The organism is Labrys sp. KB_33_2 (assembly GCF_052114505.1).
In the GTDB taxonomy this organism is placed as follows: domain Bacteria; phylum Pseudomonadota; class Alphaproteobacteria; order Rhizobiales; family Labraceae; genus Labrys.
The window spans coordinates 151,276-169,253 of sequence record NZ_JBFREW010000006.1; the positions used below are offsets into that span (position 1 = coordinate 151,276).

The 17,978-nt window shown below is 63.9% G+C and carries 18 protein-coding genes; 10 read left to right on the plus strand and 8 right to left on the minus strand.

Annotated features, from left to right (window positions below; all coding sequences use genetic code 11):
* Positions 1-1,437: an MFS transporter gene (locus AB4037_RS13000; protein ID WP_441771798.1), complete on the minus strand. Its 1,437-nt coding sequence runs from the start codon at positions 1,435-1,437 to the stop codon at positions 1-3.
* Between the two features lie 526 nt (positions 1,438-1,963).
* Here AB4037_RS13000 and AB4037_RS13005 point away from each other — a divergent pair.
* From AB4037_RS13005 to AB4037_RS13015, 3 genes are read left to right on the plus strand one after another with little or no spacing between them, the layout of a single operon-like run.
* Entirely contained in the window at positions 1,964-2,572 is a 609-nt protein-coding gene (locus AB4037_RS13005) for a superoxide dismutase (RefSeq protein ID WP_441771799.1), read from the plus strand.
* 41 nt (positions 2,573-2,613) lie between these two features.
* The gene (locus tag AB4037_RS13010) at positions 2,614-3,213 is read left to right on the plus strand and encodes a flavin reductase family protein (RefSeq protein WP_441771800.1); all 600 of its coding nucleotides are present in this window, start codon (positions 2,614-2,616) and stop codon (positions 3,211-3,213) included.
* Positions 3,192-3,527 (plus strand): tetratricopeptide repeat protein, encoded by a 336-nt coding sequence (locus tag AB4037_RS13015; protein ID WP_441771801.1) that lies wholly within the window; start codon positions 3,192-3,194, stop codon positions 3,525-3,527. Before AB4037_RS13010 ends, AB4037_RS13015 begins: the two co-directional genes overlap by 22 nt.
* Positions 3,528-3,546: 19 nt before the next feature.
* On the opposite strand, the gene AB4037_RS13020 is transcribed toward AB4037_RS13015, so the two are convergent.
* Entirely contained in the window at positions 3,547-4,812 is a 1,266-nt protein-coding gene (locus tag AB4037_RS13020; RefSeq protein WP_441771802.1) for an MFS transporter, read from the minus strand.
* A 108-nt stretch (positions 4,813-4,920) separates the two neighbouring features.
* Here AB4037_RS13020 and AB4037_RS13025 point away from each other — a divergent pair, with 108 nt between their 5' ends.
* Together AB4037_RS13025 and AB4037_RS13030 are read left to right on the plus strand one after the other, a co-directional pair.
* On the plus strand, positions 4,921-5,379 hold the full coding sequence (locus AB4037_RS13025; RefSeq protein WP_441771803.1) for a winged helix-turn-helix transcriptional regulator: 459 nt from the start codon (positions 4,921-4,923) through the stop codon (positions 5,377-5,379).
* Positions 5,380-5,454: 75 nt separating this feature from the next.
* Positions 5,455-6,501 (plus strand): MerR family transcriptional regulator, encoded by a 1,047-nt coding sequence (locus AB4037_RS13030; RefSeq protein WP_441771804.1) that lies wholly within the window; start codon positions 5,455-5,457, stop codon positions 6,499-6,501.
* On the opposite strand, the gene AB4037_RS13035 is transcribed toward AB4037_RS13030, so the two are convergent.
* Entirely contained in the window at positions 6,490-7,155 is a 666-nt protein-coding gene (locus AB4037_RS13035; RefSeq protein WP_441771805.1) for a GntR family transcriptional regulator, read from the minus strand. The two genes, AB4037_RS13030 and AB4037_RS13035, sit on opposite strands and share 12 nt — an antisense overlap.
* A 183-nt stretch (positions 7,156-7,338) precedes the next feature.
* Between AB4037_RS13035 and bioB the strand changes: the two genes are divergently transcribed.
* Genes bioB through AB4037_RS13060 form a run of 5 tightly spaced genes read left to right on the plus strand, consistent with a single transcriptional unit; the run spans position 7,339 to position 12,477 of the window.
* On the plus strand, positions 7,339-8,376 hold the full coding sequence (gene bioB, locus AB4037_RS13040; protein WP_441771806.1) for a biotin synthase BioB: 1,038 nt from the start codon (positions 7,339-7,341) through the stop codon (positions 8,374-8,376).
* Positions 8,373-9,536, plus strand: a complete 1,164-nt coding sequence (locus AB4037_RS13045; RefSeq protein WP_441771807.1) for an 8-amino-7-oxononanoate synthase — start codon at positions 8,373-8,375, stop codon at positions 9,534-9,536. The genes bioB and AB4037_RS13045 overlap by 4 nt, the downstream gene beginning before the upstream one ends.
* A gap of 24 nt (positions 9,537-9,560) precedes the next feature.
* The gene (gene bioD / locus AB4037_RS13050; RefSeq protein ID WP_441771808.1) at positions 9,561-10,217 is read left to right on the plus strand and encodes a dethiobiotin synthase; all 657 of its coding nucleotides are present in this window, start codon (positions 9,561-9,563) and stop codon (positions 10,215-10,217) included.
* Positions 10,211-11,488: an adenosylmethionine--8-amino-7-oxononanoate transaminase gene (locus AB4037_RS13055; RefSeq protein WP_441771809.1), complete on the plus strand. Its 1,278-nt coding sequence runs from the start codon at positions 10,211-10,213 to the stop codon at positions 11,486-11,488. The genes bioD and AB4037_RS13055 overlap by 7 nt, the downstream gene beginning before the upstream one ends.
* On the plus strand, positions 11,485-12,477 hold the full coding sequence (locus tag AB4037_RS13060) for a beta-ketoacyl-ACP synthase III (protein WP_441771810.1): 993 nt from the start codon (positions 11,485-11,487) through the stop codon (positions 12,475-12,477). The genes AB4037_RS13055 and AB4037_RS13060 overlap by 4 nt, the downstream gene beginning before the upstream one ends.
* A gap of 104 nt (positions 12,478-12,581) precedes the next feature.
* Here the strand turns inward: AB4037_RS13060 and AB4037_RS13065 are convergent, their stop codons facing one another.
* From AB4037_RS13065 to AB4037_RS13085, 5 genes are all read right to left on the minus strand, one after another.
* Positions 12,582-13,292: a riboflavin synthase subunit alpha gene (locus AB4037_RS13065; RefSeq protein WP_441771811.1), complete on the minus strand. Its 711-nt coding sequence runs from the start codon at positions 13,290-13,292 to the stop codon at positions 12,582-12,584.
* Between the two features lie 134 nt (positions 13,293-13,426).
* Positions 13,427-14,596: an ABC transporter ATP-binding protein gene (locus tag AB4037_RS13070; RefSeq protein WP_441771812.1), complete on the minus strand. Its 1,170-nt coding sequence runs from the start codon at positions 14,594-14,596 to the stop codon at positions 13,427-13,429.
* A gap of 14 nt (positions 14,597-14,610) precedes the next feature.
* Positions 14,611-15,435: a carbohydrate ABC transporter permease gene (locus tag AB4037_RS13075; protein WP_434956560.1), complete on the minus strand. Its 825-nt coding sequence runs from the start codon at positions 15,433-15,435 to the stop codon at positions 14,611-14,613.
* Positions 15,428-16,315: a carbohydrate ABC transporter permease gene (locus AB4037_RS13080; protein WP_441771916.1), complete on the minus strand. Its 888-nt coding sequence runs from the start codon at positions 16,313-16,315 to the stop codon at positions 15,428-15,430. Before AB4037_RS13080 ends, AB4037_RS13075 begins: the two co-directional genes overlap by 8 nt.
* A 159-nt stretch (positions 16,316-16,474) precedes the next feature.
* Positions 16,475-17,749: an ABC transporter substrate-binding protein gene (locus tag AB4037_RS13085; protein ID WP_434956562.1), complete on the minus strand. Its 1,275-nt coding sequence runs from the start codon at positions 17,747-17,749 to the stop codon at positions 16,475-16,477.
* Between the last annotated feature and the right edge of the window lie 229 nt (positions 17,750-17,978).

The following is a 17,978-nucleotide window of genomic DNA, read 5'->3' on the forward strand; positions in this document are numbered from 1 at the left end:
TCAGGGCGACGGCACGGCAAGCCGCGCTTTGTCGGCCGCGCCGCGCACGCTTCGCCCTGCTGTAACCAAGGCGAGGGCCGGCGCAGCGGAGAAGACGGCAAGCAGCCAGAACGCCGCGCTCGAGGTGCCGGCGATGCCGCCGGGGTCGGAGAGACCGGCCAGATTGGCCACCATGCCCGCCAGGGCCGCACCGATGGCCGTCGCGAAAAGCTGAGTGGTGGTGATGGCGGCCGAGGCGATGTCGCGATCTTCTTCCGGCGCCAATTGCAGCACCCGTGTCAGCATATGCGGCCAGCCAAGGCCGACGCCGATGCCGACGACGGCGAGAGCCAGGCACAACAGGGCGATCGTCGGCCCCTCCCCGCCGCCGGCGGTTGGGATCAGCCAAACCAGGGCGAGCATGCCGGCGAACGCCACCAGGGGCGAGGCCATGATGGTGCGTGCAGCGTTGCGCCCCCGCTGCCCGGAACTGCCGATCGAGCCCACGGTCCAGCCGGCTGCCATCACGGCGGCAAGATAGCCGGCAATCAGGGGAGACTGGCCGTGCAGCACCTGGAGGAAGAGCGGGATGAACATCTCGCCTGTCGTTACCGCAATGGTGAGCAGCGACATGGTCGCGAAGGTCAGCGCCAGCGGTGTCGACAGACGGAAGGATCCGCGGGGCAGCAGCCGCTGCCCTGCCTGCGTTTCCACGGCAACCAAGGCGGCAAGCCCGACCAGGGCAATGACGATGCCGCCAAGATTCCAGGCCAGATCGGCCCGTACGCTGCCGGCGGAAACGGCCAGCACCGAAAGGCTCAGCAGAACCAACTGGGCCAGGGGCGTGCGAGAGCCCTTGCTTTCTTCTCCCGATCGCGACGGCAGGACAGCCACGGCGATGCCGCCGAACAGGCCCACCACCAGGATCATCGACCAGAAGGCGGCACGCCAGGCGCCGATCTCGGCGAAGATGCCTCCGATGGCCGGGCCGACCAGCGTGGCGATGCCCCACATGCCCGAAATCAACCCCATGGCCCGAGGCCATAAGGTTTCTGGAAAGACGATGCGGATCATGCCGTAGGACAAGGCGAACAGGAAACCGCCGCCGAGGCCCTGGATCGATCGGCCGATCAGCATCACCGGCATGCTGGGCGCCAGGGCGCAGCCAAGCGTTCCGAAGGCGAACAGCAGAGCGGCCCAGCCATAGGCGCCCCGTGGACCACGGCCCCGCAGCAATCCGGGCGACAGTGCCGAGCCGATGATGGAGGCGACCACGAACAAGGTGGTGTTCCAGGCATAGTAGTCCAGCCCGCCAATATCGGAGACCACCGAAGGCAGGATAGTGGTAGCGACATAAACATTGATGGCATGCAGCCCGACACCGCCGGCCAGTGCGACCGACCGTATAGCGTTGCGACCGGAGAACAACGCTCCCCACCCACCTTCCTGAGCCGACATTGAAAAACTCCTTCCTACGCAACGCCGGGGACGGACGGGCAAGCAGCTCCTTTGGCCCAGGCGCGTTGGGCTTCGCAATAAAACAAGCAATAACTTTGATTATTGACGCCTCAACGATATGTCAAGACCGGCCTTGGAAAACAGAACCTTGCCTCTCGGTCATCGTTATCGTCGGCATCCCGATTGTGCGCGGCGATGCGGAGATCACCACTGTCACGCGCAATGGCAAGACTCCGAATCGATCTGGCTCAAGCGCTGCACTTGCCATATCGAGCGGCTGCAAGGCTTGGCCTTCTCTTCCGGGTGCCGGTGCCGGCGACAACAACACAGTCACAGGCATCGCCGGAACCAGATAAGATGGTAAGCCGAATACCTCGCCACGGTCTTTATGCGGTGAGCGAAGAGCGTCGATTTTCCAACTTATGAATTGACATATGGCGCAATTCGTTTTTCAAAGACAGGACTTTGAAAACGGATTGCGCCGTCGGCTATGGCGAGCGTGGTCCTCCGATCCCGGAGAAACATCATGGCCTTCACGCTTCCAACCCTGCCCTATGACATCAACGCCCTCGCCGCACGCGGCATGAGCCAGGAAACGCTCGAGCTCCATCACGGCAAGCACCACCAGGCCTATGTCACCGCCCTCAACGGCTTCGTGGAAAAAGACGCCGCGCTGGCGGGCAAGACGCTCGAAGAGATCATAGCCCTGGTCAAGGACCGGCCCGAGGTGGCACCGGTATTCAACAATGCCGGGCAGCACTGGAACCACATCCACTTCTGGCAGGCGCTCAGCCCGAATGGCGGCGGCATCCCCGGCAAACTGCAGGCCAAGATCGATGCCGATCTCGGCGGCACCGATGCCTTCAAGGAAGCCTTCAAGACGGCGGCGACCACGCAGTTCGGCTCGGGCTGGGCCTGGCTGGTCGTGGGCAAGGACGGCAAGCTGAAGGTGACGAAGACGCCGAACGGCTCCAATCCGCTGGCCACCGGCGAAGGCACGCCCCTGCTCGGCCTCGACGTCTGGGAGCACAGCTATTATGTCGATTTTCGTAACCGCCGCCCCGATTATGTCGTGAACTTCCTCGACAAGTTGGCCAATTACGAGTTTGCGGAAGCCAATTTGGCCACGCTTTGACGCCTGGATGCGGCATGTCGGGCGGGCTGGGAGAAAGTGCCATGGAGATCGGCAGCTCCGCCCCCACCACTCCGGTGGCATTGAAACAGCCCAGCCGGGCTCCCGTCGACCGATCGGAATTCGCCGAGGCTATGTCGAGCCTGGCCGCAACGGTGTGCATCGTCGCCGGTTATTGGCAGGGCGAACGCCAGGGGCGCACGGCAACGGCCGTGCTCTCCCTTTCGGCCGAACCGCCTTCCCTTCTGGTTTCGATCGACCGGACATGCCGCCTGGCCGAGCTTATCCTTGCCTCGGGGCGCTTTTCCGTGACGATGCTGGCGAGCGACCAGGAGAATACTGCCGATGCCTTCGCCGGCAAGCTTGGCGGCATAGACCGCTTCGGTGTCGGTGAGTGGCAGAGTTGGGCGTCCGGCACCCCGCGTCTCTCCGCGGCCGCCGCCTCCATCGACTGCGAACTGATCGGCAGCATGTCGATCCCCACCCATCTCGTCCTTGCCGGCGCGATCGTCGGAACACGGCTGGCGCAGACGTCGGCCCCGTTACTCTGGCACCGGCGGCAATATCATCGGCCGGCACCGCTTTCAGAGGCACCGCCCCTCTTCGCCGAGGAGCCCCAGCCATGGCCGACGCCGGCGGATTGATCGCTCGCCTGGAACAGCAGATCGCCTCTGGCCGCGATAGTGCCCTCGCACGCTTTACGCTGGGGCGCGCCCGGCTGGAACAGGGCGACCCGGCCGGGGCCATCCTGCACCTCGCGCGAGCCATAGCCCTGAAACCCGATTACGCCGCCGCCTACAAGCAGCTCGGCGCCGCCCATGCCAAAGCAGGGGATGCCCCGGCCGCCATCGCCGTCTGGAACAGAGGCTGTGCCGTTGCCCGGGAAAGCGGCGAGCTGCAGGCCTTGCGGGAAATGACGTCCCTGCTCGGCAAGTTGATGAGACGCCAGTCGGCCTGAACCTTTCCATATCTCATCGCTACTTGGTGGCGGCGATCGCCTGCGTCGCCTCCTTGGGCGTGGCCCGCAAGGTGGCTGCCCAGAAGACCAGGGCGATAGCCGCGATGGTGGCGCCGAGCAGGCTGACGCCGGTCCAGCCGGCATAGGCATAGACCATGGTCGAGGATGACGATCCGATGGCGCTGCCGATCGAATAGAACACCATGTAGGCCGCAGTCAGCCGGCTCTGTGCCTCCGGCCGGACGCGGTAGATCATGCCCTGATTGGTGACATGCACGGCCTGGAGGCCGAAATCAATGACGAGAACGCCGAGAACCAGCCACAGGATCGAGTAGGGCAGCAGCCCGATCGGCAACCAGGACAGCAGCATCAGGCCGAGCGCGATACCGGTCACGCGCTGCCCGAAGCCCTTGTCGGTCCAGCGCCCGGCGCGCGCAGCTGCGAGGGCTCCGGCAGCACCGGCCAGGCCGAACAGGCCGATCACACTGTGCGACATGGAAAAGGGCGGTGCGCTCAACGGCATCACCAGTGGCGCCAGCAGCGTGGTGATATCGGCAAAGATCAGCATGGCGATGATGGCACGGATCCGCAGCACCGGTTCCTGCAGGAACAAGGTGAAGAGAGAGCTAATGAGCCGGGGATAGGTCAGGCGCTGCGCCGGACGCGGCTGCGGGGGCAGCATCTTCCACAAGGCCAGGACGATGACGAGCGTCGTCACGGCCGAGACGACATAGACCGTACGCCAGCCGGAGAGATCGGTGAGTAAGCCGGCAATGGCGCGGGCGAGCAGGATGCCGAGCACGATGCCGCTGGTGACGATGCCGACCACCTCCCCCCGTGCCGATGGCCGCGCCAGACTGGCGGCATAGGCGACGAAGGCCTGGGTGACCACGGCCAGCAGGCCCATCGCGGCCATCGAGACGAGCAGCATGGCGCCGCTGGAGGCAAAGGCGATCGAGACGAGAGCAAGGACGGAAAGCAGCGACTGGGCGATGACCAGCTTGCGTCGATCGACCAGATCCCCGATCGGCACGAGCAGGATGAGGCCGATGCCGTAACCGAGCTGGGTCGCGCCGACGATCAGGCCCGCGGTGGCCCGCGACAGGCCGAGATCGTCGGCCATGACGTCGAGCAAGGGGTGGGCGAAATAGGCATTGGCGACCGCAAGGCCGCTTGCCACGGCAAAAAGCAGAATGAGCGAGCGGGATAGCAGCACTGAGGGCTGCCTCGCCCCGGCATCCAGTGTCGCAGTGCCGGAGGGACCCAATTCCACGTCCGAAGGCATGGCAAACTCCATCTGAAATAAGTTTAATAATGAAACCATTTGCCTCATAGGCGATAGGGTTTTATAATGCAACCGAAATTGCAAAGGCGCCCGGACACGGGTGAAACCATGGTCAAGCGCAAGAGCCTTACCGAGGATTATTGTCCAAGCGCACGATCGCTCGACGTGATCGGTGACTGGTGGTCGCTGCTGATCGTGCGTGACGCCTTCGACGGGCTCACGCGCTTCGGGGAGTTTCAAAAGAGCCTCGGCATCGCCAAGAACATCCTGTCCGAGCGCCTGAAGACCCTGATCGCCCGGGGCATTCTTAAGTCCGCGCCGGCAGCGGATGGCGGCGCGCACCAGGAATATCACCTCACCGAGATGGGGCGGGATCTCTTCCCGGTGATGGTGGCCTTGCGCAAATTCGGCGAGGCCCATTTGTTCGCGCCCGGTGAGCCACATTCACGGCTGGTAGAGCGCAAGACCGGACAAACTATCCAGCTCGAGATCCGCACCAGCGACGGGCGTGCCGTCGACGCCAAGGATGCCGTCATCCTCAAGGTTCAGGAGGACGACACGGCGTGATGAGCAACCAGCGCGCTTGACCTTGCCCCTGGGGCCGCCTCGATAAGAGGATGGTCAGCCACCGAGGGGTGATTCATGCCGGCATCAGTCCGTTTCCTCAATCCGTCCGAGGCCGCTAGGCGGCTGGGCGTCTCGACCAAGGCCCTGCGGCTCTATGAGGACAAGGGCTTGCTTGCCCCGCCGCGCACCGCAGCGGGCTGGCGTGTCTACGGGCCCGAGGAGATCGACAAGGCGGGGGAGATTGCCGCGTTGCGCAGGCTCGGCTTCACGCTTGCCGAGATCGCGCGGATCCTGAAGGGCGATAGCCGCGAGCGGATAGCAGCGCTCTCGGCGCGTCGAGGGGCCGTGCAGGATCGACTCAAAGGGCTTGCCGCAACGGCCACGACACTTGAAGCCCTCCAAAGCGACCTCGCCCATACTCCTGCGCTGGAGGTCGGGGATCTCATGCGGCGCTCTTCCCCTACCCGAGCTCCGGCCATTGCCTTCGACCTGCCCTGGCCCTGGGGCGGCGAACGCTTCGAGATGCAGGACGTCAGGTCGCTGACCTACATCATCGGCCCGCTCGGCAGCGGTAAGACCCGACTGGCACTGCGCTTGGCCGAAACCCTGCCGAATGCCGCCTTTCTCGGCCTGGAGCGCGTATCCGACATGGCTCCATTGCGGGAAGGTTTGGCAACCGATCGGGCTCTTCGCGATCGCGTCGAGCCGATCCTCGCGCACCTCGCTCACCATGGCGCCGAGATGTCCGATGCCCTCACGGCACTGGTCATCGGCCTGGCAGAAGAAGGCCCCGCCTTTCTTGTCATCGATATGATCGAGCAGGGATTGGACGAGCCGACCCAGCGCGCGGTAAGTGCCTATCTGCGAGCGCGCCCTCCTGGCACCCGCCCGCTCTTCGTGCTGACCCGGTCACATGCCATTCTGGACCTGGCAACGGCCGGCGAGGAGGCGGCCATCATCCTATGTCCCGCCAATCACAGCCCTCCCTCGCTGGTCGTTCCCGTTCCAGGTTTTCCCGGTTACGAAGCGGTTGCGACATGCCTCGCTTCGCCGAAGGTGCGGGCGCGCACGGAGGGCGTCATCGCCTGGAGGCCCGGTGCAAGCGGTCCTTCACCGGCCTGAACCGATCCAGGAAGCGGAAGGCGGCGATGACGGAAAGTCGCCGCTCTTTACCTGCTCGAGCCCGTGGATATGTGACCGCAGCAAGGTCGCCGCGCGGTTGGCATTCCGCTGCCTCAGGGCATCGAGAATCTGCCGATGGGCATGGCTCGTACCGGGGCGCCATCCCGCCGTCCGCGTCGCGGCGAAGATGATGCGAGAATTGGCGAGTTGTAACCCATCCAGCATGGCAAGCAGCCGGGGCATGCGGCAGGGTGCCACGATCTCGCGGTGAAAGGCCCGGTTGGCGAGTTCCCATTCCTCAATGGTCTCAGCCCGGTCGCCGGCCTGAAGGGCCTGCTCCATCCGTTCGAAACTCGTCGCATTCAGCCAGGGAATGGCATGGCTGAGTGCCAGGACCTCGAGACTCGCCCGAATCTCGACGACTTCCTGCGCCGCCTTGCGATCGAGCGGCGCCACCCGCATACCGCGCCGCGGCTCGTTGACCGCCAGACCCTGGGCGCGCAGCAGCTGGAAGGCCTCGCGGGCGGGTACATGGCTCGCTTCGAACTCCGCCGCGATCTTGTCCTGCCTGAGCGGTATTCCCGGCGCCAGTTCCCCGCGCACAATGCGCTCGGCCAGGGTGCGCGCTATGCGCTCGGCAACGGTTTCGGCCATGGCAGCTCCATAGATTATCTATGATAAAATCAGATGCATCCTCTCCTCGCAACTTTATGATGATTCCAGATAGATAGATTGAGAATTTTATCTATAATTTTGAGGCGCCGATGCTTGGCTGCCTCTCCTTCCCAAGCTCGTGACTTCCCATGGGATCCGCGAGTGGTCATGCGAGGAGACGACATGCACGATCAGGTATCGACAGTTCAGAGCCGTGAAACCACAGCCGGTATCGTTGATTTGGGCGCTGATGGCGCTGACAGTGCTACCCCCTTGCCCTGGAGCCACGCCGATGCCCGCGCGATCTATGACCTGCCGTTCAACGACCTGCTGTTTCGCGCCCAGACCGTTCATCGCCGGTTTTTCGATCCCAATCGCATTCAGCTCAGCAAGCTGCTCAGCATCAAGACGGGGGGCTGCCCTGAAGATTGCGGCTATTGCAGCCAGTCTGCCCATCACGACAGTGGCCTGAAGGCCTCCAAACTCCTTGAGGTGCATCGGGTGATCGAGGAGGCGCGCCAGGCCAAGGCGGGCGGCGCCACGCGCTATTGCATGGGAGCGGCCTGGCGCAGTCCCAAGCAGCGCGACATGGCCATGCTCGTCGCCATGGTCGAAGGCGTGAAGTCGCTCGGCATGGAGACCTGCATGACGCTCGGCATGCTGTCGCCCCAGCAGGCCGGAACGCTCGCCGAGGCCGGGCTCGATTATTACAACCACAATATCGATACCTCCGAGCGCTTCTACCCCGAGGTGATCACCACCCGCAGCTTTTCCGAGCGGCTGGATACACTCGCCAATGTGCGCGAGGCCGGCATCAAGGTCTGCTCCGGCGGTATTCTCGGCCTCGGCGAGGAGGTGGATGACCGCATCGACATGCTGGTGACGCTCGCCAACCTGCCCGAGGCGCCGGAAAGCGTGCCAATCAACATGCTCATCCCCGTGCCCGACACCCGGCTGGTGGATACCCCGCCGGTCGATTCCATCGAGTTCATTCGCATCATCGCGCTCGCCCGCATCCTGATGCCGACCTCTCATGTACGCCTTACCGCGGGACGCACTGCGATGAGCGACGAGATGCAGGCGCTGTGTTTTTTCGCAGGCGCCAATTCCATCTTCGTCGGCGACACGCTGCTCACCGCCGCCAATCCGGGCGACGACAAGGACACCAGCCTGATGCGCCGCCTTGGCCTCACGGCCGCGCGCATGGAGGACGCCCCGTGAGCGTTGCATTGCCGGGCGAACGGCCCCGGCTGGCGCGCTATACGGCGAGGCTCGGCCAGTTCGAACGCAAGGGGCGCCGCCGGGTCCTGGCGCCCCAGAGCGGCATCGATTTCACCTCCAATGACTATCTGGGGCTGGCGTCGTCATCGCGTTTGCGCGAGGCGCTCATCTCCGCCGTCGATCGTGGTGTGCCCGCCGGTGCCGGCGGCTCGCGCCTCCTGCGCGGCAATCATCCCGAGCATGAGGCCCTGGAGATCGAAGCCGCCGATTTTTTCGGCTCTGAGCGCATGCTCTATTTCAATGGCGGCTACATCGCCAATCTCGCGGCGCTCTCCACTTTGCCCCACCGCAACGACCTCATCGTCCACGATGCCCTCATTCATGCCAGTGCCCATGCCGGCATCGCGGCCGGCCGCGCATCGGCTGTCGCCGTGCGGCATAACGACGTTGCTGCCTTCGAGCAGGCCATCCGCGCCTGGCGGGCGGCTGGCGGCAGCGGCCATCCCTGGATCGTAGTCGAGAGCCTCTATTCCATGGATGGCGACGCCGCCCCTCTGGCGGAACTGATGGCACTGGCCGATACGCATGACGGCTTCCTCTATGTCGACGAGGCCCATGCCACCGGGGTGCATGGGCCAGGCGGGCGCGGTTTCGCCGCCGCTCTGGAAGGCCGGGACAATGTCGTGGTGCTGCATACCTGCGGCAAGGCGCTCGGCTCCTCGGGTGCGCTCGTCGGTGCCAGTGCCGTGCTCTGCGACGTCCTGGTCAACCATGCCGCCCCCTTCATCTATGCCACCGCGCCTTCCCCGCTCCAGGCCGCGCTGGTGCGCGAGGCACTCCGCGCGCTGACCGACGAACCGGAGCGGCGTGGCCGGGAATTGTCGCTGATCGATTTCGCCAACAGGCTTGTGGCCGATCGGCTCGGCATCGAGACCAGTGGCTCGCAGATCCTACCTGTGGTCATCGGCGACAATGAGCGCTGCCTTGCCATCGCCGAGCGGGTGCAGGCTGCCGGCTTCGATGTCCGCGCCATCCGCCCCCCGACGGTTCCGGCCGGCACAGCGCGCCTACGCATTTCCATCACGCCCAATGTCGACGAGGAGGCCATCATGCAAATGGCCGAACGGCTCGCCGTGGTGATGGCGGAGGACGATCGATGAAACGAAGGTCCCAAGGGCCGTGCCATGATCGGTGAAGCTCATCCACGCGTCGTCGTCACCGGCACGGATACCGGCATCGGCAAAACGGTGTTCTCGGCCGCCCTCGCATATGCCCTCGAGGCCAGCTATTGGAAGCCGGTGCAATCGGGCCTGGACGAAGAGACCGACAGCCAGACTGTGGAGCGGCTGGGCGGCCTTCCCTCGGACCGCATCCTGCCCGAGGCCTACCGCCTCACCACGCCGGCCTCGCCGCATCTTTCTGCAGCCATCGACGGGGCGGAACTCGATCCTGATACACTCGATCCCCCACCGTTCTCCGGGCCTCTCGTCATCGAGGGTGCCGGCGGACTCCTGGTCCCGCTGACACGCCGGACCCTGTTCGCCGATGTGTTTGCCCGCTGGCGCTATCCGACCATCCTCTGTGCGCGTACCGGATTGGGCACCATCAATCACACGCTGCTGTCGCTCGAAGCCATGCGCCGGCGGGCCATTCCCATCCTCGGCGTCGTCTTCATCGGCGACGAGCAGGCGGACACCCGATCCATCATTACCGAAATCGGCGATATCAACGACCTCGGCTGGCTGCCGAAATTCGATCCGCTGACCGCCGATAACTTACACACTGGCTTCCGAAACTGGATCGACCTGTCCATTATCAAGAAGAGGCTTGCCTCATGCTGAAATCCCTGCCCTCGCCGGTCTGGCATCCCTTCACACAACATCAGTTGGACCCGGTGACCCGCCGGATCGCCCGCACCGAAGGCGCCTTCCTCTATGAGGAGGACGGACAGGCCGTGCTCGATGCGATCTCCTCCTGGTGGGTGATCACCCACGGCCACCGGCATCCTGCCATCATGCAGGCAATCCGGGACGCCAGCGAACGCTTCGACCAGATCATCTTCGCCGACTACACGCATGAACCAGCCGAGACGCTCGCCAGGGGACTTATCGAGCTCGCGCCATCAGGTCTCGCCCATGTCTTCTACTCCGACAGCGGCTCGACCGCGGTCGAAGTCGCCCTGAAGATGGCGCTCGGCTTCTTCCACAATCGCGGCACGCCGCGCTCGCGCATCGTGGTGATGGAGCACAGCTATCATGGCGACACCATCGGTACGATGTCGGCCGGGGAACGCGGCGTCTTCAACGCGGCCTATGGCCCCCTGCTGTTCTCGGTCGACAGTCTGCCCTTTCCCGCCGCCGGGCAGGAACAGCACACGCTCGATGCGTTCGAACGTCTCTGTCGGCAAGGCGATATTGCCGCCTTGCTGATCGAGCCCCTGGTGCTGGGTGCCGGCGGCATGCGCATCTATGCCCCCTGGGTTCTCAGCGAACTGAAGCGGATCGCCGAAACCCATGGCGTCCTCTTGATCGCCGACGAGGTAATGACCGGCTGGGGGCGCACCGGCTCCCTCTTCGCCTGCCAGCAAGCCGACATCACGCCCGACATAATGTGCCTGTCCAAGGGGCTCACCGGCGGCGCCGTGCCGCTCGCAGCAACCTTGTGCACGGCGGAGATCTTCGAGACGCATCTGTCTGATGACCGCAGCCGAACCTTCTTTCATTCCAGTTCCTATACCGCCAATCCCATCGCCTGCGCGGCGGCCTGCGCCAATCTCGACATCTGGCGCGCCGAACCGGTCACGGAGCGCATCGCAAGCATGGCTACCGAACACAGCCGTCGCCTCGACCATTTCCGGCGCGATCCGCGTTTCTCCGATATCCGGCAATGCGGTACCATCGCGGTCATGGAGATCGCCGTGCCTTCGGGCGGCTATCTTTCCGATGCGGGGCCACGGCTGCGCGCCTTCTTCAAGGCCCGCGGCCTGCTTATCCGTCCACTCGGCAATGTGATCTATCTGATGACGCCCTATTGCGTCACGCCGGATGATCTCGACCGTGCCTATGCGGCCATAGACGAGGCGGTGGACCTGGTCGCCGGCATCAGTTCGTGACCCGTTGCCGTTCGAGCCGCGTACTCGGCTTCGGCCACTGCGCGCCGGAACGCCGGGTCGGCAATGCCGAGATTGAGGCAAGACTCGGGCTCGAGGCGGGCTGGATCGAGCGGCGGACCGGCATCCACCATCGCCATTGGGCGGGCCCCGCGGACACGCTGAGCGGACTTGCTGCCGAGGCCGGCGCCGCAGCCCTGGCCGATGCCTGTATTACGGCCAACGAAGTGGGGTTGGTCCTGCTGGCGACCTCGACCCCCGACCATTTGCTGCCGCCCTCGGCACCTTTGCTGGCACATCGCCTCGGACTGGCCAAAGCCGGGGCCGTCGATCTTGCCGGCGCCTGTTCGGGCTTCCTGTATGCCCTCACGCTTGCCGATGGCTTCGTACGCACCCAGGAGAAGGCCGTGCTGGTGGTTGCTGCCAATATCCTGAGCCGCCGCATCAACCCTCAGGAGCGTGCCAGTGCCGTGGTGTTCGCAGACGCCGCCGGCGCCCTCCTGCTCGGCCCCTCGCCCGACGAGGAGACCGGCCTCATCGGCGTCGACCTTGCCTCGGACGGCAGCCAATACGACCTGATTTCCATTCCGGCCGGTGGCAGCAATCGCCCCTTCGCCCCCGAGATCGCCGCCCAGGACTTCCTGATGACCATGCGCGACGGCAAGGCGGTGTTCTCGCAGGCCGTGCGCATGATGAGCCATTGCGCCGAAAAGGCCATGGCCCGGGCAGAGATGACGGCGGTGGACATCGATCGCTTTGTGCCCCATCAGGCCAATGCGCGGATCTTCGATGCGGTCTCGGCCGAACTCGGGCTGGACACAGCCAAGACCGTGCGCAGCATCGAGGACTACGGCAATTCCTCGGCGGCCACGATTGCGCTGTCGCTGTCGCTCGCCAACCAGGTCCAACCGTTCAGGTCGGGTGAGAAACTGCTGCTTGCCGCGGCCGGTGCGGGCATGACCGGGGGCGCCGTGGTGCTTGGGATTGGGTGATTTCCGGCGAAATCGAGCCCCCTTCGTTCAGCCAATTACATGTTTCGACGGGGGAAAGTACAGCGCTACAAGCCTTCTGGACAACCTCGCACATCCCTTCAGCGTCAGTTCTTGCCGATCCGGCGCGGAAGCTGCACGAAATCCTCGAGATTGAGTCCCTTTTCCGCCAGCAGGGCTTCCAGCACGGGCTGCAGCCGCCCAAGGCTTTCCCGGACCGCATCGCGCACGGTATCGACAACCACCTGGGTATCGCGCTCGATCTCGATATTGAGCCGATCGCCGGCGCGCTTATCCTCGAATACGGTCATGCGGCGGGTTTCGGGGATGAGCCAGACCTCGAACCAGCCCTCCTTCTTGTCGACCTCCGACACCGTCAGGCTGGCGCCGTTGATGGCGATATAGCCCTTGGCGAAGACGTAGCGCGCGAAATCCGGCGGGATGGCAATGCGGATGACCTTGTTGCCTTCCGAGGTCCCGACGGAATCGATCGCGGTGGAGAAATCGACATGGCCCGAAATCGGATGGCCGCCGATTTCGGCGCCATCCTTGGCGGCCCGCTCGACATTCACGCGATCGCCGGCGACATAGTCGGCCAAAGTGGTGATCTTCAGGCTCTGCAGCATGACGTCGAAGGTCGCCGTCCGCGCCGAGACGAGTTCGGTCACCGTCAGGCAGACGCCGTCCACCGAGACGCTGGCGCCGATGGCGAGATCTTCGCTGAATCCTTCGGGAAAGCGCAGCGTGAAGGTGCGCAAGCCGTCATGGTCCTTGACGGCGTCGATATCGGCGACGCCCTGAATGATGCCTGTGAACAAAGGAGAAGTCCTGTCAATGAAGCCGGAGGCCAAGTAATCCACCGGCGCCTCGCGATGGTGCCTTTAATCATAAATAGGCATGGTTGGGAAAGCCGCCAAGCGCGAGCGCCTTGCGAAGATGGCTTCAGATGCCTTCAGCGTATCGCCAGCTGGCTTGCCGGATCGAAGAAATGCAGGCTGTCGGCCTGCAGCCCCACCTTGACAGTGTCGCCGGCCTTCCGCCTCGCGCTGACAGGGGCGCTGATGCGCATGCGGGTGGAGACTGCAGCCGGCGCGCTTTCGTCCAATTCGTCCAGCCCAGCCCGTTTCTGTTCGGCCTTCGTCGCGGGGTCGACAAGGTCGACATGGAGAAGCAGGCTCGCGCCCAGATCCTCCTGAAAGGCGATACGGGCGGGAAGTGCCTCGGAATCGCCATCGGCCAGGAACAGGTTCTCGGGCCGGATGCCGACCACCACCTCGTGATCGCCTGCAGCGGCAAGCCCGGGCCTGTCCTGCACGAAAGCGGCCGGCAAGGGCAGGACGAGGCCCGGCAAGACGACTTCCAGCCCCTGCCCGCTCCGGCGCAGGCGGCCGGGCAGCAGATTGATCGGCGGCGCCCCGATGAAGGTGGCGACGAAAAGATTGACCGGCCGGTCGTAGAGCTCGCGGGGCGGCGCCAATTGTTGCAGCACGCCGCCATTCATCACGGCTACCCGGTCACCCATGGTCATCGCCTCGACCTGGTCATGCGTCACATAGACCGTGGTCACCCCGCTCGCCCGCTGCAGGCGGGCGATCTCGGCGCGCATCTGGCCGCGCAGGCGGGCATCGAGATTGGACAGCGGTTCGTCCATCAGGAAGGCGGCCGGCTCGCGCACGATCGCCCGCCCCATGGCAACGCGCTGGCGCTGGCCGCCCGACAACTGCCCGGGACGACGGGTAAGCAGCTTGTCCAACTCCAGCATCGCGGCGGCGGCCTTCACCTTCTCCTCGATCGCCTCGCGTTTTTCGCCCCGCACCTTGAGGGCGAAGCCGACATTGTCGGCGACGGAAAGATGCGGGTAAAGCGCATAGCTCTGGAAGATCATCGCCACATTGCGCTCGCGCGGCGACAGGTCGTTGGCCACCTCCGCGCCGATCGAGAGCGTGCCGCCGGTGATGGTCTCCAACCCCGCGATCATGCGCAGGGCCGTGGACTTGCCGCAGCCCGACGGGCCGACCAGCACCAGGAACTCGCCATCGGCGATGTCGAGATCCAGTTTGTTCACAGCCAGTTGCCCATCGGCATAGGCCTTGCTGACCTGGGAAAAGCTGATTGCGGCCATAGCGGAACCTTCGACTAATGGGCCGACTTGGTCAGGCCCTGCACGAAATAGCGATTGAGCAGGATCATCATCAAGACGATGGGAAGGGTGGAAAAATGGGCCAGCGCACCGAGCGTGCCCCAGGAAATGTCCTTGGTGCCGTAGGCCGAGAGCAGCGCCACCGAGATCGGCTTGCTGTCGGCCCGCGTCAGGAACATCGAATAGAGAAAGTCGTTCCAGGAGAACATGATGCAGAAGATGGCGCTGGCGATGATGCCGGGCACCACGGACGGCAGGGCCGTGAACAGGAAGGTGTTCCAGTCATTGCTGCCGTCGGTCAGGGCGGCCTCCTCGATCGACACTGGTGAGGCGCGGAAATAGGAGAACATCATCCACACCACGAAGGCGCTGTTCAGGGCCGTGTTGAGCAGGATCACCGCCCACCAGGTGCCGAGCAGGCCGATGTCGCGCATCATCAGATAGAAGGGGATCAAGGTTGCCACCGGCGGCACGGTGCGGATGGCCAGGAAGAAATAGGCGAGCCACACGGCCTTCGGATTCTTGGAGCGGGCCAGGGCGTAGCCGGCGGGAACGCCGAGCAGCAGCGATAACAAGGTCGAGCCGATCGAGATGATCAGGCTCGATTTCACCAGGGACCACAGGTCGAAAAGCCGGAATACATTCTCGAAATTCGCGAAGGTCGGTTCGAAGAAGAGCTGCGGCGGCGTGGTGAAGATGTCCCTCGCAGGCTTGTAGGCCGTGGAGAATAGCCACAGGATCGGAAAGAGCGCGATGGCGAGGATGACGATCAGGGCAGCGCGCCGTGCCCACAATCCCCTGTCGGCGGCGGTCCTAAGCATTGCGGTTCCTCGCCGGCCTGACTACGAAGATGAACAGGGCCGCCATCACACCGATACACACGGTGATCAGATTGCTCACGGCCGAAGCCCTGCCGATATTGAAGAATTCCAGCCCCTGCTTGACGCCATGGATCATCAGCGTGGTGGTGGCATCGCCGGGCCCGCCGCTGGTGCTGACATAGATGATGTCGAAGACACGGAAGGCATCCATCATCCTGAGGACGAGCGCCAGGAAGGCTGCCGGCAGCAGGAGCGGCAGGATGATCAGGATGAAACGCTGCGCGCTGGTGGCGCCGTCGACCCGCGCCGCCTCAAGGATATCCGTCGGCAGGGATTTGAGCCCCGCCAGCAGGATCAGCGCCATCAGCGGCGTCCATTCCCAGACGTCGACGGCGATCAGGGTCGGCAAAGCAAAAGTCGGATCGGCAAGCAGGCCCCGTGGGCCCGAAATACCGGCCTCGGCCAGGAAATAGCCGAGCACGCCATAGTCGGCGTTGAGCATGGCCTTGAAGATAAGGCCAACGACCAGTGGCGTGACAGTTGCCGGGATCAGCAGCAGGCCAAGCGCGATGCGGTTGAACAGATCGTCGCGCCAGAGCAGCAAGGCGATGCCGAGGCCGAAGACAAACTCGAGGGTGACAGCGCCAATGGTGAAGATGAAGGTGTTGATCAGCGCCTGGCGTGCGGTCTTGTCGCTCCATAGGGCGACGTAATTATCCAAGCCGACGAAATGGCGGCCCGCCGGGCGGACCAGGCTATATTCCTCGAAGGAGTACAGAATTCCCTGCGCCATCGGCCAGACCGCGATGGCTAGAACATAAAGTATGGCGGGAGCCGCCAGCAGGATCAGGAAAAGCTGGCGCTTGCGCGCATAGGACAGGCGGCGAGGCTTCGCTTTAGCCGAGCGAGTGCTTCCGGCGAGGCTCGATGAGGGACTTTCCAAGTTCAAGCTCTCCGGAATCGTCGGCGAGAAGACAGGCGCCGGCATGGTCGCGCAGCCATGGGGGACAGCGCAACCTTGCTTTGGCGACCTGCAGGCTCAGAACAGCTTTTCAGCCTGGGCCTGGGCATCGTCCAAGGCCGCCTTGGGATCGGCATTGCCGACCAGCACGCCATTGACGGCGGAGCCGATCAGATCCTGCAATTCCGGATATTGCGGAATACGCGGCCGGAAATCGACATTGCCATGCTCGAAGGAGGTAGCCAATACGGGCAGGAACGGGAACTTCGCCAGAAGGTCCTTGTCCGTCATCTCGCTCTTGCGCAGATAGCTGCCGGCACCGCGCAGATTGAACTCCTTGTGCACCGCCGGACTGGTGATCCACTTGATGAAGGCCCAGGCCGCCTCCTGCTTGCGCTTGTCGATATCGGCATTGATGCCGAGCCCCCAGCCTCCGATGCCGTATTCCGGCTCCTTGCCTGCGCGGGCCGGCGTCAGCATGATGCCGACCTTGCCGACAACCTTGGAGATTTCCGGGTTGTCATAGCCGGCGGCGCCGATCGACCATGTCTGCATATTGGCGGCCATGCCCTGGCGGAAGCTCTCCTCGCGCGCTCCCCAGTCATAGTCGGCCGCGCCGGGAGGAGCCGCCTTGTCGAACAGCTTCTTGTAGTCGACGACGCTCTGGATATTCGCCGCCGAATTGAGCGCCGGCTTGCCGTCGGGGCCAAGGATCGAACCGCCGAGCTGGAAGTTGTACTGCATCCAGTCCTGCGCCACCGCCGGTCCTTTCTGGCCATTGGCCACGAAACCGAAGGTCTTCTTGGCCGGATCGGTCAGTTTGATCGCGTCGGCGATGTAGTCTTCCATCGTCGCCGGCGGCTTCAGGCCGGCAGCCTCGTAGAGGTCTTTGCGATAGGCCAGCACATTGGCATAGCCGGCGAAAGGAAAGGCAACCTGCTTGCCCTTGTAGCCGCCGAGCCCCTTCATCAGGCTGGGATAGATGTCGTCGACCTTGATCTCGGCGGCATCGCGCTTGATCCATTCGGTCAGGTCGACGGTGTAGCCGGCTTCTGCGAACTGCCCCGACCAGACGATGTCGGTGGTGGCGATGTCGTAGCCCTTGGTGTGGCCAACGTAATCGGCCGTGATCTTGGTCAAGAGTTCTGGATAGCTCAGGATCTCGACATTGACCTTGGCGCCGGTCGCCTTCTCGAAATCCGGCGCCATTGCAGCCAGTATCACCGCAAACTGGTCGTTCTGCGATGCCAGGCTGAGCGTGACGCCGTCGAAGCGCTCCTGGGCCTGCGCCGCGCCCGCAAACACTAGAAATCCCGCCAGCAAAAGAGAGCGGCATTTTGCCGTCATGTTCATCGTGGGTCCCCTCCGTTACACCCTCGCAACCGGGAGGCTATCATTGCATTTTCTGCGCGCAATCAGAATGTGAGAAATTCGACCACACTCAAACATTTTTTTGCAACCTAGCAAAAGGACAATCACCATTTCTCGCAACTTCGGACAAAATCTTTCATAATTTTGTTTGGTTTGTTGCGCATGGTGCTTTTCTGGTCGGCAAGGACAAGGTAGATTCCCCCGCAAGCAT